Origin of the sequence: Microvirga sp. 2MCAF38 (assembly GCF_052115485.1) — a bacterium.
Lineage (GTDB): Bacteria > Pseudomonadota > Alphaproteobacteria > Rhizobiales > Beijerinckiaceae > Microvirga.
This window is the reverse complement of sequence record NZ_JBFRGU010000001.1, coordinates 541,208-556,695: the sequence shown is the minus strand read 5'-3', so window position 1 is coordinate 556,695 and position 15,488 is coordinate 541,208. Positions and strand designations below refer to the sequence as shown.

General features: G+C 61.9%; 14 protein-coding genes. 2 read left to right on the top strand and 12 right to left on the bottom strand.

Annotated features, from left to right (window positions below):
* Positions 1-110: 110 nt before the first annotated feature.
* Both AB4072_RS02640 and AB4072_RS02635 read right to left on the bottom strand, forming a co-directional pair.
* Entirely contained in the window at positions 111-1,361 is a 1,251-nt protein-coding gene (locus AB4072_RS02640) for a class I SAM-dependent RNA methyltransferase (protein WP_441965348.1), read from the bottom strand.
* Positions 1,351-2,082, bottom strand: a complete 732-nt coding sequence (locus AB4072_RS02635) for a TlyA family RNA methyltransferase (protein ID WP_441965347.1) — start codon at positions 2,080-2,082, stop codon at positions 1,351-1,353. Before AB4072_RS02635 ends, AB4072_RS02640 begins: the two co-directional genes overlap by 11 nt.
* 103 nt (positions 2,083-2,185) lie before the next feature.
* Here AB4072_RS02635 and AB4072_RS02630 point away from each other — a divergent pair, with 103 nt between their 5' ends.
* Positions 2,186-2,905, top strand: a complete 720-nt coding sequence (locus AB4072_RS02630) for a superoxide dismutase (protein WP_441965346.1) — start codon at positions 2,186-2,188, stop codon at positions 2,903-2,905.
* Between the two features lie 64 nt (positions 2,906-2,969).
* On the opposite strand, the gene dxs is transcribed toward AB4072_RS02630, so the two are convergent.
* From dxs to ygfZ, 8 genes are all read right to left on the bottom strand, one after another.
* Entirely contained in the window at positions 2,970-4,877 is a 1,908-nt protein-coding gene (dxs, locus tag AB4072_RS02625) for a 1-deoxy-D-xylulose-5-phosphate synthase (RefSeq protein WP_441965345.1), read from the bottom strand.
* 111 nt (positions 4,878-4,988) lie between these two features.
* Entirely contained in the window at positions 4,989-5,237 is a 249-nt protein-coding gene (locus AB4072_RS02620; RefSeq protein WP_441965344.1) for an exodeoxyribonuclease VII small subunit, read from the bottom strand.
* Positions 5,234-7,933, bottom strand: a complete 2,700-nt coding sequence (locus AB4072_RS02615) for a DUF2339 domain-containing protein (RefSeq protein WP_441965343.1) — start codon at positions 7,931-7,933, stop codon at positions 5,234-5,236. Before AB4072_RS02615 ends, AB4072_RS02620 begins: the two co-directional genes overlap by 4 nt.
* Positions 7,934-7,973: 40 nt before the next feature.
* Positions 7,974-8,504: a tyrosine phosphatase family protein gene (locus AB4072_RS02610; protein WP_441965342.1), complete on the bottom strand. Its 531-nt coding sequence runs from the start codon at positions 8,502-8,504 to the stop codon at positions 7,974-7,976.
* Positions 8,505-8,535: 31 nt separating this feature from the next.
* Positions 8,536-9,150, bottom strand: coding sequence for a YfbR-like 5'-deoxynucleotidase (locus AB4072_RS02605; protein ID WP_441965341.1), 615 nt, complete (start codon positions 9,148-9,150; stop codon positions 8,536-8,538).
* Positions 9,150-9,758, bottom strand: a complete 609-nt coding sequence (locus tag AB4072_RS02600; RefSeq protein ID WP_441965340.1) for a DNA-3-methyladenine glycosylase I — start codon at positions 9,756-9,758, stop codon at positions 9,150-9,152. The genes AB4072_RS02605 and AB4072_RS02600 overlap by 1 nt, the downstream gene beginning before the upstream one ends.
* A gap of 47 nt (positions 9,759-9,805) precedes the next feature.
* Positions 9,806-10,453, bottom strand: a complete 648-nt coding sequence (locus AB4072_RS02595; protein ID WP_441965339.1) for an FMN-binding negative transcriptional regulator — start codon at positions 10,451-10,453, stop codon at positions 9,806-9,808.
* Positions 10,454-10,629: 176 nt separating this feature from the next.
* Positions 10,630-11,508 (bottom strand): CAF17-like 4Fe-4S cluster assembly/insertion protein YgfZ, encoded by an 879-nt coding sequence (gene ygfZ / locus AB4072_RS02590; protein WP_441965338.1) that lies wholly within the window; start codon positions 11,506-11,508, stop codon positions 10,630-10,632.
* Between the two features lie 74 nt (positions 11,509-11,582).
* Between ygfZ and AB4072_RS02585 the strand changes: the two genes are divergently transcribed.
* Complete coding sequence (locus AB4072_RS02585) at positions 11,583-12,917, top strand: dihydroorotase (protein WP_441965337.1); 1,335 nt, start codon at positions 11,583-11,585, stop codon at positions 12,915-12,917.
* A gap of 2 nt (positions 12,918-12,919) precedes the next feature.
* Here AB4072_RS02585 and AB4072_RS02580 read toward each other — a convergent pair whose 3' ends face one another.
* Positions 12,920-14,785, bottom strand: coding sequence for a hypothetical protein (locus AB4072_RS02580; protein WP_441965336.1), 1,866 nt, complete (start codon positions 14,783-14,785; stop codon positions 12,920-12,922).
* 280 nt (positions 14,786-15,065) lie between these two features.
* A complete protein-coding gene (locus tag AB4072_RS02575) occupies positions 15,066-15,323 on the bottom strand; it encodes a hypothetical protein (protein WP_441965335.1) in 258 nt (85 codons plus the stop codon).
* Between the last annotated feature and the right edge of the window lie 165 nt (positions 15,324-15,488).

Here is a 15,488-nt window from a genome sequence, read left to right as displayed (position 1 = left end):
TCTGGAGACGCCTCGCCCTTCGAGACGGCGCTACGCGCCTCCTCAGGGTGAGGCTGCGTGGCGCCCCCAACCCTCTCCCTGAGGAGAGGGGGGCATCCCGCCGATCTCCCTCACCGCCGCTTTTTCACCTTCGCCCGCTTCAAAATACCGACGACTTCCAGATGCGCGCTGTATTTGAACTGATCGACGGGAACGATGCGTTCCAGGCTGTAGCCACCTGCGATCAGAATCGCCGCGTCGCGCGCAAACGTCGCGGTATCGCATGATACGCTGACGATGAGCGGTACTTTCGAGGAAGCCAGCTGCTTCGCCTGTGCCTCCGCTCCGGCGCGCGGCGGGTCCATGACCACGGCGTCGAAAGCGTTCAGTTCCGGCAAGAGGAGAGGGCGGCGATAAAGGTCGCGGGCTTCGGTGATGATGCGGCGCAGATTGGGCGTTGCCCGCGCAGCCTTGTCGAGAGCGGTCATCGAAGCCTTGTCAGTCTCGACCGCATGCACTTCTGACCTCTCGGCCAGCCTCAGGGCGAAGGAGCCGCAACCGGAGAAGAGATCAGCGACGCGCTTGGCGCCATCGCACGCTTCAACAGCGAGCCTCGCCAGGGTCTCTTCACCAAGCTTCGTCGCTTGCAAAAAAGATCCTGCCGGCGGCACGACGGAGGAGCGGTGCATGGCGATGGCTGGCGGGCGCCGCTCCACGATGACATCGCCGTGAAGTGAAAGGCGCGAGAGATCGAGCTCGCCCGCAAGCTCGATCAGCTCGAAACGCTTACGGTCATTGAGCGGGCCGTGCCCGCGAATATCCACGTCGAGGCCGGTCTCGGTTGCTGTCAACTGGATATCGAGCGGCTTGCGCGATGCTTTCAGCCTCTCCCCGATGACGCGCGCGACGCGCGGCGCCTCCCGTTGCAGGCTCGGAACGACGATGGGGCAGTGGTCGATCTCGACCACATGATGACTGCGCGACGCCATGAAGCCCACATGCATTCCGCGTTCGGGAAAGCGCACGTGCAATGTCACCCGCTGCCGCCCTTCGCCATGGGCGTCGATAAGCGGCTGCGTCTCCTGCTCCAATCGCGCGTGCCGCAGGGTGGTGTTGAGAACATCCTGCTTCCAGCGCCGATAAAAATCCTCGCGCATGTGCTGCGTCGCGCAGCCGCCGCACTCGCCGAAATAGGGGCAGAAGGGTTCGATGCGTTCGGGCGATGCCATCGCGACATCGAGGAGGCGGCCGCGCGTACCGTCGCGTTCGATGGTCACCGTTTCTCCGGGCAACGCAAACGGCACGAATACTTGTCCGCTCGCCGTCTCCGCGATGCCGTCGCCTTTCGCGCCGAGGCGGTTGATCGTCACTTCATCGCTCACGGCGCGCTCCCAACAGAAATTCACGATTGCCGTCGCCGCCTTCGATGGGCGAAGGCACAAGGCCGATGGGCGCAAAGCCCAGCGACGTGACAAAATTTTTCAAATCCTCGCAGACCGCGCGATGCACAGCCTCGTCGCGAACGATGCCCTTGCGCACATGATCACGCCCCGCCTCGAATTGCGGCTTCACGAGAACGGCGAGGGTGGCCTGTGGCTTTAAAAGTGCGACGACGGAAGGCAGAACGAGCTTGAGCGAAATGAAGCTCACATCGGCAACGAGAAGGTCGATGGGTTCGGGAATCAGCGCCGCGTTCAATGCGCGCGCATCAGTGCTTTCCAGGCTCGTGACGCACTCGTCATTCGCGACCTTCGCATGCAACTGGCTATGCCCCACATCGACCGCATAGACATGCGCCGCGCCGCGCAACAGCAGCACTTCGGTAAAGCCGCCGGTGGACGCGCCGATATCGAGACAGGTGAGGCCCTTGGGATCGATGTTGAAAACATCGAGCGCGGCGGCAAGCTTCACGCCTCCCCGCGACACGTAGGGATGAGGGGCCTGCGCGAGGATCTCAGCGCCTTCGGGCACGCTGTCGGAGGCCTTGCGGACGGGCTGGCCGTTCACGGTCACAAGGCCGGCGGCAATGGCTTCCTGCGCGCGCGCCCGGCTCGCGAAAAAGCCGCCCTCGACGAGAGCGATATCGGCCCGTTTGCGGCTCATGGCGAACCCTCTGTCACGTGTTTTTCGTCCTCATTTCACAAAAAGCTGACGCGCTCCGTTCGCGCCCTATCTCGTTACATCATGACGAGCAAAGGTGGAAACAATGCACAATCTCAGCCGTCGGAAGCTCCTTCTGGGAGCCGCAACATTGAGCGCCAGCGCTGCCATTCCCCGCGCCTTCGCGCAAGCCCCGTCCGGGCCGTTCACGCTTCCGCCCTTGCCCTATGCGCCGTCAAAGAACGAGCCGCATATCGACACGCTCACCATGGAGCTGCACCACGATAAGCATCATGCGGCCTATGTCGCCAATCTCAACACGGCGCTCGGCCAGAATGCGGAGGCGGCGAAGATGCCGCTTCTGGCATTGTTGGCGAATTTGCCCAAGCTGCCGGATAGCATCCGCACGGCCGTGCGCAATAATGGCGGGGGGCACGCGAACCATTCCATGTTCTGGCAGATCATGGGCGGTTCGGGCGGAGAACCCGGCGGCGAGCTGAAAAGCGCCATCGATCGCGACCTGGGCGGCTTCTCGAAATTCCAGACTGATTTCAACACCACGGGCTTGGGCCAGTTCGGGTCGGGCTGGGTTTTCGTGACCGTCACGCCGGAAGGCAAACTCGCTCTCGTCGCAAAACCCAACCAGGATACGCCGCTGATGGATAGCGGACGGGTCCTGATGGGCAACGACGTATGGGAGCACGCTTATTACCTCAAATACCAGAACCGCCGAGCGGATTATCTGAAGGCGTGGTGGAACGTGCTCGATTGGAACAAAATCGCCGAGCGTTACGCCGCAGCGAAAGCGGGCACGTTGACGATCTGAGGGGGCCTATACCCCTCGGTTCCATATCTGGAAGGTTCGATCCTGCCCTTCCGGCAGATCTGCCTCAAGCCCGCGCTTTGTGCGGCGTCTCGCGGCCGAGCGCTTCGAATACCTTGGTGACAATTCCCGTAGCATCGAGCCCGGCGGTCGCGTACATGCGCTCCGGCTTGTCGTGATCGAGGAACACGTCAGACAGCACCATGGAACGGACCTTCAACGTGCCGCGATCGAGCGCGCCCTTGTCGGACAGGAGTTGCAGCACGTAGGCGCCGAAGCCACCCATGGAGCCTTCCTCGATGGTGATCAGCACCTCGTGCTCGCGGGCAAGCCGCAGGATCAGGTCCTTGTCGAGAGGCTTGGCGAAGCGGGCGTCGGCGACCGTAGTGGAAAGACCACGCGCTTCGAGCTCTTCTGCAGCCTTGAGCGACTCCGCGAGGCGCGTGCCGAGCGACAGAATCGCGACGCGGTTGCCCTCGCGCACGATGCGCCCCTTGCCGATGGGAAGCGGCACGCCCTTTTCGGGCATGTCGACGCCGACGCCTTCGCCACGCGGATAGCGGAAGGCGATGGGGCCCGACTCGTGAGCGGCGGCGGTTGCCACCATGTGGACGAGTTCGGCCTCGTCAGCGGCCGCCATCACCACCATGTTCGGCAGGCAGCCGAGATAGGCGATGTCGAAGGAGCCCGCATGGGTCGGGCCGTCAGCGCCCACGAGACCGGCGCGGTCGAGGGCAAAGCGCACGGGCAGGTTCTGGATCGCCACGTCGTGGACGATCTGGTCGTAGGCACGTTGCAGGAAGGTGGAATAGATGGCGCAGAACGGCTTGTAGCCTTCCGTCGCCATACCGGCGGCGAAAGTCACCGCGTGCTGTTCGGCGATGCCGACATCGAAGGTGCGGGTGGGGAATTCCTTGCCGAAGAGATCGACGCCGGTGCCGGAGGGCATCGCCGCCGTGATGGCGACGATCTTGTCGTCCTTTTGCGCTTCCTTGATCAGGCTTTCGCCGAACACCTTGGTGTAGGAGGGTGCGTTCGCCTTCGCTTTCGCCTGCGCGCCCGTCACCACGTCGAAGGTGGCGACACCGTGATATTTGTCGGCCGAAGCTTCCGCCGGCGGATAGCCCTTACCCTTTTGCGTGACGACGTGAACGAGGATCGGGCCCGTCTCCGTATCCCGCACATTCTTCAAAATTGGCACAAGGTGGTCGAGATTGTGGCCGTCGATGGGGCCGACATAGTAGAAGCCCAATTCCTCGAACATGGTGCCGCCGGTCCAGAATCCGCGCGCGAATTCTTCGGCCTTGGCGGCTTTGTCGTAGAAGAACTTCGGCAATTTCTTGGCCAGTTGCTTCGCGGCCTCGCGGATGCTGCGATAGGTGCCGCCGGAGACAAGACGGGCGAAATAGGACGACATGGCACCGGTCGGCGGGGCGATCGACATGTCGTTGTCGTTGAGGATGACGATGAGGCGCGAATGCATGGCGCCCGCATTGTTCATGGCCTCATAGGCCATGCCCGCCGACATGGCGCCGTCTCCGATCACCGCGATGACGTTGTTCGCCTTGTCCGATAGATCCCGCGCTACGGCCATGCCGAGGCCCGCCGAGATCGATGTGGAGGTGTGCGCCGCGCCGAAGGGATCGTATTCGCTCTCGGCGCGCTTGGTGAAGCCGGAGAGTCCGCCCGCCTGCCGCAGCGTGCGGATGCGGTCACGACGGCCGGTGAGAATCTTATGGGGATAGGCCTGATGCCCGACGTCCCAGACGAGCCGGTCGTGCGGCGTGTCGAACACGTAATGCAGAGCCACCGTCAACTCGACGACCCCAAGACCCGCGCCGAGATGCCCGCCCGTGACGGAAACCGCGCTGATCGTCTCTTCCCGCAACTCGTCCGCAACCTGCCGCAGCCGATCTTCCGGGATGTTCCGGAGGTCTTCCGGGGTCTTGATGGTATCGAGAAGAGGTGTCGACAATGGTTTTCTCGCCAAGCTTCGGCAATCAGCCCAAAAGACTGAGATAGGATTTCATAGGGGCCGGGTCAAACGCAGAAGGACGGCATTTCCGGCAAGAATGAGGCGATAGGATTATTGATCCACATCGAGCGGCGTGGTTCCCGCCGCCTGTCCGTCCGTGCCGATGGTGATCTTTTCGATGCGAGCCTCGGCTTTCTTCAGCAAGGCCTCGCAATGTTTCTTCAAGGCTTCGCCGCGCTCGTAGATGGCAATCGAGTCCTCGAGCGGCACGTCGCCACGCTCAAGCCGGCGCACGATGTCCTCAAGCTCGGCCAGAGCCTTTTCGAAGGGGAGGGCCTCAAGAGAGGGAGTATCGATCATTCCGGTCCGCCAAATCTGGGAGTGGGTCGCTGTATAAGGAACTTCTGGTAGACCAATCCGATGCCGATGAGAACAAGCCCAAGCCCGATAAAGGACAGGGCTCGCATCACGCCTTCCAGATTGGCAAGGTCGATGATGAAGACCTTGAGCACGGCCAGAAGAAGATACACGGCGGACGCCATACGGGCAAAGCGGATATCCTTCAAGAGTCCGAGTGCCAGAAGTGCCATGCCGCAGACGAGAAGAGCGACGGAATAGGTCCATTGCTCGCTTTGCCCGGTCTCACGCCAGAAGCCGATAGCGGGGCCCTGGAAGATGCGCCTGATTTCCAGAACCATGTAGGTGAGTTGCAACAAGAGGCCGAGAATGGCCGAAATCCAGGCATAAACCGGCGGCCTGACGCCCTTTTCCTGAAGGGCGAGCAACACGGCGAGGATTGCGGGCAGGAGATAGGCTGGCAGCAGGGAGTTCACAACCGCGCCGCCGAGGATCTTTTCGCCGGTGAAGAGCGGATTGTTCACGAGGAGCAGGCCGCCGATTGCGAGCACGACGGAGATCGTCTTGAAGATCATCGAGCCGTACCGATAAACGGCATCCGGCCGTGAGGCGTCGGTGCGCACAAGAAGAAGCGAGAAAGCGAAGCTTGATGCGACGAGAAGACCGAATTCGAGGTGGTCCGTCGTCGGGGCGAGAATGTCGCCGCCTTGAACGGCGTGGCGGATTTCAAAGAAGACCAGAAACGCCGCGAACACGATGCTGAGGCTCTCGACGAATCGCACGACCCTGTCGCGGCCTTGCCTTTCCAGAAGACGGCTCGCGAGGAAGAACGCGAGCGCCGGAACGCCGTAGCCCCAGAGCAGCCAGTTTACGATGATGGTGCTGCCGGGCGAGCCGCTGACGATGGTCGGGTCCCACGCGAGCCGCCCGAGCACGATCAGGCCGATGGCGCCGACCGCATAGCGAAGAGCCGGGATTCCTGTCCGCTCGGCGACCCAGGCGGTGCCAAAAGCTGCGAGCGCGAAAGCGACGGTGAGAATGCCCTTGTCGAGAGCGAAGACGAGGCCGAGAGCGAGAGCGGCCAGCGCCGCAGAAGCGCAGGCTCCGACGCCGAGCTTGACGCTATCGAGTGTCTCGCTCTCCTGCCGCCGCAGCCAGACGGTTGCAGCGAGGAAGAAGAGAGCGAGGAACCCGGCGATGAGGGCGAAGGAGAGGCTGCGCTCAAACGCCGCCACGCGCCAGTAAGCGACAACGAGGACGAGAAGCGGGCCGACGCTTGCCGCGCCCGCATACCAGACGGCAATGGCCAGCCTCAGCATTCGACCGCGCGCCAAGCGCCAAAGGTTCGCGGCGCCGATCAGGAGCGGCAGAGCCGCCGCGAGGGTGAGATAGCTCGCGAGAGCATCGGGCCGTACGGCGAAGAGATCGGTGCCACTGTCATAGAAAAAGCTCTGCGGATCCGCCTGAAGTTCGTGGCGGATCGGCCAAACGGTAAGCGCTCCGACGACGGTGAACATCGCAGAGGCGACGGCGGGTGCGGCGGGCGCGAAGCGTATGCCCAGGACGAGAAGGATGAGAGCGACGATGCCGATGAAGAACGGACGCCCGTCACTCGCATGTATCGTCTCGGACACGAGCACCGCCGCTACGGCGAACGCGAAGAGGATGGCGCTCGCGAAACGGTCGATGCGCGCGTGTTCGTCTGATGCGTTGCGATGCGGCTCCGCCACGAGAAAGACGCCCGCGAGCGCGATCTGCACCACGAGATGCACCATGGCTGGGAGCGGGTCGAACAGGTTGATGAGGAATATCGGCCCCGTCCAGGCCAACGCGCCTACAGCTCCCGCCATGGCGAGCCAGCGCCACAGGCGCAGTCGCGCTACGCCGTAGGAGGCCAGCACCGTAAAGCCGAGATAGACCACCAGAACCCAGGGCTGCGGGTTCTCGGACGAGACGAGAAGAGGAGAGCCGAGTGCCGCGACGAGCCCAAGCGCGGCAAGTGCGGGGCCGTGGAGGATGGAAGCCAGCATCGTCAGTGCCGCGACCGCGCCGAGCAGGGTGAAGGCGAAGCCCGGGCCGATCAGGTCATAGAGGCCATAGGCCGCGTACGTTGTCGCGAAAGCGGTGGAGGTTCCTGCTGCGGTGAGGATTCCGGGCACATTCGCCGCGTCGAAACCGGGTAGGGCCAAAGGCTCCTCGCGCCGGCGAAGCCACTCGCCCGCCCCGAGAAGAAGAGCTGAGAAAACAAATCCGGCTGCGATGCGTGCCACCGGGCCGAGGAGATCCTGCTCGATGGAATAACGCACGAGGAAGAGGCCGCCCAAGGCAAGCGCAAGGCCGCCGACCCAGACCGCCCACCGCGAGCCTATGCGCTCTTCGAGCCCGGCCTGAGGTTTTGCAGTCTGGGATGGAGCTGTCGCCGCAACCGAGGGCACGCTCGGCTTTGTCGGTGCCGTGACGACCTCCGGTTCCGGCGCGATTTCCGATTCTGATTCTCGAACGGCCTCAACGGGTTGCTGGGTCGAGGCAGGTTGGACAGGGGAGGTTCCTGCCAGCATCGCTTCGATTGACGCGAGGCGCTTCTGCATGAGATCGAGCCGCTTTCGGGCCGAAAGCGCGATCATCAAGCCAGCAATGGCGCAGACCGGAATAGCGAGGGCAAGCAACGCCAGGAACAGGATCAGCACATCGTCGTCCAAGCGTCACCCCCAACAGGATTCTCGAATTCGGCGGTCTCGTTCAGGCAGCCCGCACGATCCTGTTAAGGTGTAACGTAAAAGGAACGCCCTCGAAAGCCTCGGCACCGCGCCCGATGCGCTCGATGGCATCGACCATGCGGCCCTGGCGCGAAAGCACATCGTCCGCCAACGAGACGAGACGGCGGTTCGGCGTCGCGATGGCGGAGGCCTGTCGCAGTGCAGCTGCGATATCCGCTTCGTCGTGCTCAGGAGTGAGGGCGCAAGCGGTAATGAAGGCAGCGGCCGTCGAGCGGCTGATCCCGGCCCAGCAATGGAAAACGAGCGGGCTCTCGCGGTCCCAGGCCTTCACGAAGCTGAGCAGCGTCTCGATGTGCTCGGCCCCCGGAAGGATGTGGCCTTCGAGCGGTTCAACGATGTCGCTGATGCGGATATTGAGATGACGCTCCGCCTGAATTGAAATGGGCCGTTCGACGACGGCGCCATCGTTCATGAGCGTCACGACGTGGCTGGCGCGGGTTTCGAGAACAGTTTCGTGGAGACGGGAGAGGGGGCAGACATGAAGGGTCGACATGATTCAAAACTCACACAACGAAACCATTCTATCAGATCGCGCGTCGTTGTGATGACAGTGCGTCCATGAGCCTCGTGATCTCGCGGCGGTAACGTTCCTCCGCTACGTGAATCGGCCACGGTTCGAGAAGTGTCTCGATGCTACGCGACAAAGGTTCCGGGCGACCGAAATACTTCAGGGCCTCCTCTCGGCTGAAACCCGCAAGGCGCGTGGCTTCCAGGAAGGCCGCTTGACGGTCGGCCTTCTTGATCGCGCGTTTGCTTGATGCGTTGATTTCAGGAGGTAGGCCGAAATGAATGTGGATCGCGGCGAGCAGCCGCGACTCAATGGCCTTGTAAGCATCCCCGATCACCGCCTTGAACGGTGAGATGATGTCGCCGATCACATATTCGGGCGCATCGTGCAGGAGTGTCGCGAGGCGCTGTTCGGTGGTCATCTGCGGATCGAGATGGCTCGCAATCGCCTCCACGAGCAGGCTGTGCTGCGCGACGGAGAAAATGTGCCCACCTTCGGTCTGGCCGTTCCAACGCGCCACGCGAGCGAGGCCGTGCGCGATGTCCTCGAGCTCAACGTCGAGCGGGGAGGGGTCGAGCAGATCGAGCCTGCGCCCCGACAGCATCCGTTGCCAGACGCGCGCTTCCTTCATCACAGCTTCTCGGCCATCGCCGCGCATTCCGCGTGGCGGTAGCAGCCGGTGAGGTGATCGTTGACCATGCCGACCGCCTGCATGAAAGCGTAGACGATAGTCGGTCCGACGAAGTTGAAGCCCTCAGCCTTCAATGCCTTCGAGATCTTGCGGGAGATCTCCGTCTCGGCCTTGATATGCGAGCGGCTTTTCAGGTTGTTCTGGATCGGCCGTCCGTCGACGAAATTCCACAGGAACGGTGAGAAGCCGCCGCGCTCCTGAATGGCCAGCCAGGCGCGCGCGCCCGCAATCGTCGCCTCGATCTTGGCGCGGTTGCGCACGATGCCGGCATCGAGCATCAGCGCCTCGACCTGAGCCGCATCGAACCGCGCGATCACAGCCGGATCGAAACCCGCGAAGGCGCTGCGGAAATTCTCGCGCTTGCGTAAGATTGTGATCCACGAGAGGCCCGCCTGGAAGCCGTCGAGAATCAGCTTCTCGAACAGGGCTCGGTCGTCGAATTCGGGCACGCCCCATTCGGTGTCGTGATAGGCCACATAGAACGGGTCTGTGCCCGGCCACCAGCAGCGGGTTTTATTGTCGGGGTGATGGATCAATCCGTCGGTCATGCAGACGGTGTAACGGTCTTGCGGTCAAACGGGAAGAGACTTCGCCGTCAGTCGCGGGCTTTCGCACCATAGACGTCGACAAGATCGGCCATGCTCTGCGCGGCCTCGCTCTCGGATGCCCGCAGCCCGGCGGCGACGCCTATGCGGTCGGTTTCCGGCCGGTTCTGGCTCACCTTCCACTTGCCTTCGATGCGGCTGATCTCAATTTCAATGCCGACGATGCCCTTCAGATGCGCCGCGATAAAAGCGGGCGGCGCGTCGCTCGCGGCCCAAGGCTGCGGTTGTGAAGCTTCGTGCTGGGCCGTGAGCGCATCGGTCTGGCGCGTGAGCCACTCGGTGTCGTCCATCACCTTCAACGTGCCATAGGCTTGCACGATGGCGTAGTTCCAGGTCGGCACGACCTTGCCGGTCTCGCGCTTAGTCTCATACCAGGAGGGCGTGATGTAGCTGTCCGCGCCCTGAAAAATCACCAGAGCTTCCTGCGCGGGATCGAAATCGCGCCATTGCGGATTGGCGCGCGACAGATGGGCGCGAAGGGTACCCTTCGCGGATGCCGCCGCATCGAGCACGAACGGCACCGGATTGGCGACGAGGCCGGTGCTGCCGAGTGTCACCAGCATCCCGAACGGATGGGCGCGGATGAGCCCGTGCTGAACCTCGAGACGGTCTTCGCGGAAATGGGGAGGCTGGTACATGGCGATCCTCGAATACGGCGCTTAGAGCATGATCAGAACAAGTGAAATCCGGTTGTTCGCCCGGATCATGCGGCATTAAAAGAATCGAGAGTTTGATCGTTTCAATCTGAAACGATCAAACTCTAGCTAAATGCCGTGGTAGACCCGCGACCAATCAAAAGTTTTGCGGCGATTGATCACGCTGGGGCGGTCTCGCCAGGAAAGGCGAACAGGGCCCAGTCCGGTTTCACCAGAGCCACGGCAATACCACCTGCGCGGATTGTCTCCCCGGCGGCCAGCGCATCGGCGGCGCGGTCGAGGCGGATCATGAGAAGGCCACGTCCGTTCGCGCCCGTGCCGGTTTTGCCCAAAACCTTCTCGCCTGCCACGACATCCACGCCCGGCTCCGCGGCAAAGCCGCCCTCGTAGAGCGCGGGGACGAGGCGGGTGCGCGCCGTGCCGCGATGCTGCATGCGGGAGACGACCTCCTGCCCGATATAACAACCCTTGTCGAAATCGACTCCGTGGAGCTGATCCATCAGCGCCTCATGGGGGAAGGCATCACCGAAGAGAAAATCGCGCCCACCTTCCGGCACGCCGAGCGCGATGCGGTGAGCGTGGTAGGCCTCAGCCGGGACCGTCTCGAATTCGGAAGCGTCCTCCGCCGCGACGATGGCGCGCCAGCCGAGCTCCGGCAGGCGGGCGTCCACGGAAATGAGCCCGGCTTCCTCCTCGGGTTCCGGCATATCGTCCCACCCCGCGATCACGGCGAGCTTGTCCGAAAGGTCTTCGATCATCGCCTTGGCGCGGAGTTTGTAGAAGGTGAGGCGCTTGGCGAGATCGGGCGCGAAGCCTTTTAGAGTGTCGAGGTAGTAGCCGCCGCCGATGCTCTCGGGGGCCTCGAAAACGATGAAATCGAAGAGAATTTTGCCCTGAGGCGTCAAAAGCGCGCCAAGCCGGGCCGCCTGCGGCGTCACCTTGTCGAGATCGCACGTGATAAGCCCTTCGAGGAGCTTCTTGGCGTCCTCGCCGGATACTTTCACAACACCGCGATCATTCAAATGGGCTGCAGGCATGTCATGGCTCCAGTTGCCCTTCGATTAACCGTGACATATGCCCACCTGGTACCGGCCTCAAGAGCGAGTTCAGCATGTCTCAGACCTTCGACCTGATTCTCAAGGGTGGCATCGTCGTCAATCAGGATGGGCGGGCCGAGCGGGATGTGGGCGTCATCAAGGGGCGTATCGCCGCCATTGGAGATCTGTCGCGCGCGTCCGCTGGCCGGGAAATCGACTGTCGCGGACTGCATATTCTCCCCGGCGTCATCGATACGCAGGTCCATTTCCGCGAGCCGGGGCTCGATCACAAGGAAGATCTCGAATCGGGCTCCCGCGCCGCCGTCATGGGTGGCGTGACGGGCGTATTCGAGATGCCGAACACCGATCCGCAGACCACGACGTCGGAGGCTCTTGCCGACAAGGTCCGGCGCGGCCATCACCGCATGCATTGCGATTTCGCGTTCTGGGTCGGCGGCACGCAGGAGAACGCGAAGTACGTGGCGGAACTGGAGCGCCTGCCGGGCGCTGCGGGCATCAAGGTCTTCATGGGCTCGTCCACTGGCTCGCTTCTGGTGGAGGACGATGAAGGTGTTGCAAACATCCTGCGCCGCACGCGCCGCCGCGCGGCCTTCCATTCGGAAGACGAGGCGATGCTGCGCGCACGCAAGGACCTGCGCGTCGAGGGTGATCCGTCCTCGCATCCTGTCTGGCGATCGGCGGAAGTGGCCTTGACCTGCACGAAGCGTCTCGTTCGTATCGCGCGCGAAACCGGTGCTCGCATTCACGTGCTGCATGTGACGACGGCCGAAGAGATGGAATTTTTGCGCGACTACAAGGATGTCGCCACCATCGAGGTGACGCCGCATCACCTGACGCTTGCCGGGCCTGAGGCCTACGAGCGCCTCGGCACCTATGTCCAGATGAACCCGCCCGTGCGCGACGAGCATCATCGTCAGGCGATATGGGAGGGCGTGGATGAAGGCGTCGCCGATATTCTCGGCTCCGACCACGCGCCGCATACCCGCGAGGAGAAGGACAAGGTTTATCCCAACACACCGTCAGGTATGACAGGCGTGCAAACGTTGGTGCCGATCATGCTCGATCACGTGAATGCGAGCCGCATGACGCTTGAGCGTTTCGTGGATATGACGAGCGCGGGGCCGAAGCGGCTGTTCGGCATCGCCCGCAAGGGCCGCATCGCCGTCGGCTATGACGCGGATTTCACAGTGGTCGATCTGAAGCGCCGAGAGACGATCACCGATGCGTGGATCGCCTCCAAATGCGGCTGGACGCCCTATGACGGCAAGACGGTGACGGGTTGGCCCATCGGCACCGTCGTGCGCGGCAATGTCGTGATGTGGGACGGCGAGTTGCAGTCGCCGTCGCTAGGAGAGACGATCCTCTTCGAAGAGGCTTTGCGGCCCTAGCCTTAGACGATGAAGAAGTCCTTCTCGGTCATCTTGAGGTTCTTCGTAAGGGTCGCGATCTTGATCGCCGCTTTGGCGCCGGTGCCATCGGGATCGTAATAGAGCGCGCCGTTCTTCTTGTTGTAGATGATGCGGTCATCCGCATCGTGGGCCTTGGTCCCGATGTAGAACGCACTCTTCGCCAGAAAACCCTTCTTGGCGATCTTGCTGAAGGTGGCTTTGGCGAGGTGGATCGTGTCGTCCGCGACCGAGAAGTCGGTGATCCTGTCGACATTGATCTTCGTGTTCGGCTTCGTATCGAAAACAAAAATGTCTTGGCCGTCACCGCCCGTAAGGATGTCCTTGCCGCCCCTCCCATAGAGCTTGTCGTTACTCTTGCCACCGACAAGCACATCGCGTGCCGGAGTGCCTCGCAGCGTGAGAGGCGCATCCTCTTTAGGGATTGTCCCCGGTTCAGCGACGTCGGTTACCGCGATGATGAAAGCTTTCTCGAACGAGCCGCCGCTGTTGTCGCTGACCTTGATCTTGATCTGATGCGAGGTCCACTGCTCGTAATCGAGTTTCGAGCCGTCCTTGACGATCAGTTTGTTCCCGTTGATCGCGAAACGACCATTCGAATCGTCGATGAGAGTGAAAGTGAAAGACGTTCCGGCATTCGGATCCGATGCGGAGAGAGTAGCAATGAGGCTGCCATTCTCGGCCGATTCCTGCACTGTCTTGTCGCTCAGTGCAATGTTGGTGGGCGCGCGATTGGCTGCGATGGATTCCACCGACACGCTCATTTCGCGGACGTCCACCTTGCTGTCGTCTTCGATCCTGATCGTGAAAATCGTCGTTTCCACAGCGCCCACGCGAGCACCCGGGCGATCTGTCGGATCGAAAGTCAGAGCTCTGATGGCAGCATTGACGTCCATGGCCGTGCCTTCCACGGTGTAGGTGCCCGTCGCAGCATCAAATGTGCCTGTGCCGAGATTACCGAGAGTGCCGTGCGATAGATCGTTGATCGTGACTGTCGCTACGACGTTGCCACCAAGGCTCGCCCCGAAATCTGCGAAGGGCTTCGCGATCTTGTTGTCCGCGACGGTCGAGGACGCCGGATCGCGATCGGGCACGTTGACCGTCACCCCGAGCATAGACACGATGCTGTGCAGGCCATCGTTCGTTTTGACGTAAAAGAAGTGGTCGCCGATGTCCGATAACCCGAGCGTTACGCCAGCCTTGACGACGATAGCCGGTTTGCCGTTCTCATCCGTTCCGATCTCGAACCGCGGATCCCCTTCGCCGGGAGGGAAATCGGAGCCGTCTTCTTGAACGAGCTTGTATTCAAAGACGTCATTCAAGTCGTCGTCAACCGTTTGAAGGGCGCCGACGACGGTTCCTCCAACCGTGCCTTCCAGAAGCAGACCAGGGCCATCAAGCGTGGTCTCCCACGGAGCCGTTTTGACGTCGGTTACTTCAATGGTGAACTTGAAAATGGCGGTATCTCGAATTACTTCGCCGACCGTTTTGTATGCCAGAACGTAGATGTCATATGTTCCGACGTCCGAGTCTTTCAGTACGACGCCCCGCGCCACGAACAATCTGGATGGTGCAAGCGGAGGGTTATCGATCCGAAAAAGATGACTGTCTTCTTCTTCCATCCAGTTAGAGAATGTGAACGTCGAATAGCTTGGGTCCGAGCACGTAAAAGTACCGATTGACGTCCCCCCCGCATATTCCGGGACTGTGGTTCCCTCGAGGGTGACAGTGGGAGAAACACCGTCTTCTTCCATCCAGTTGAACCCGGATTTCGATGTTGCGCCCAGAGCATCATTAAAAGGCTCTGCGCTCATGCTGGTGACGGAAGTAATCTTGACGGTAAGAGACACGGGAGGGCTCCTAAGCTCAGCAGAGAACCTTGAGGGTATACCTTGGGTTCGATGGGCTGGCCCCCATGCCTTCAAAGGGTTTTTGGTTCGACCGACGACAGTTAGTTCCCGCCCCGCGGGCACACAAAGGAAAAGGGCGCCCTGAGGCGCCCTTCGGTATTGGAGGCAGGTCGTAGTTTGCTCGCTCACGAAGAGAAAATCCGCGCGCACAATATGTTCGCCGGGTGGGGGCGCGACTGAATGCCGCGGTTCGGGCGCAGTGTCCGAAAGGTGCCGCCGCCTAGTGTTTCAGCCCGGTCGAGAAGCCACCGCTGCGGATGCGCTCGGGTAAGCCCGCGGCGTATTCCGCCACGGCTTCCTCGCCATAGGTCGCGACGAGTTCCATGAACGCGGTGAACAACGCGGCTTGCGCCATGCAATCGGCATCGAGCCCATCGAGTTCGGCTTCCGCAAAAGCCTCGCTCACATAGGTCAAAGCCGCCTGCTTGATGGCGCTCAGATCTTCAAGTTCGGCGAATTGGACGTCGTTATCGTTCATGATCAAGGCCCCTGATCAGGGGCGCCACGCGGATTCGGTTCAACCGAACCTAGTCGGCGAGTCGCTCCACCGCCAGCATCTCCTCGCAAAGAGGTTAATGCGAGAGGCAGCGCGGGAATCCATGTGGATAAGCGGAAACACGATCCGGAAAAAGAACCGGGCGCT

Coding starts and splice junctions, on each gene's coding strand:
- AB4072_RS02635 (WP_441965347.1), bottom strand. CDS start 2,082: ATGAGCCGCAAACGGGCCGATATCGCTCTCGTCGAGGGCGGCTTTTTC.
- AB4072_RS02630 (WP_441965346.1), top strand. CDS start 2,186: ATGCACAATCTCAGCCGTCGGAAGCTCCTTCTGGGAGCCGCAACATTG.
- AB4072_RS02620 (WP_441965344.1), bottom strand. CDS start 5,237: ATGATCGATACTCCCTCTCTTGAGGCCCTCCCCTTCGAAAAGGCTCTG.
- AB4072_RS02610 (WP_441965342.1), bottom strand. CDS start 8,504: ATGTCGACCCTTCATGTCTGCCCCCTCTCCCGTCTCCACGAAACTGTT.
- AB4072_RS02605 (WP_441965341.1), bottom strand. CDS start 9,150: ATGAAGGAAGCGCGCGTCTGGCAACGGATGCTGTCGGGGCGCAGGCTC.
- AB4072_RS02600 (WP_441965340.1), bottom strand. CDS start 9,758: ATGACCGACGGATTGATCCATCACCCCGACAATAAAACCCGCTGCTGG.
- AB4072_RS02595 (WP_441965339.1), bottom strand. CDS start 10,453: ATGTACCAGCCTCCCCATTTCCGCGAAGACCGTCTCGAGGTTCAGCAC.
- ygfZ (WP_441965338.1), bottom strand. CDS start 11,508: ATGCCTGCAGCCCATTTGAATGATCGCGGTGTTGTGAAAGTATCCGGC.
- AB4072_RS02585 (WP_441965337.1), top strand. CDS start 11,583: ATGTCTCAGACCTTCGACCTGATTCTCAAGGGTGGCATCGTCGTCAAT.
- AB4072_RS02575 (WP_441965335.1), bottom strand. CDS start 15,323: ATGAACGATAACGACGTCCAATTCGCCGAACTTGAAGATCTGAGCGCC.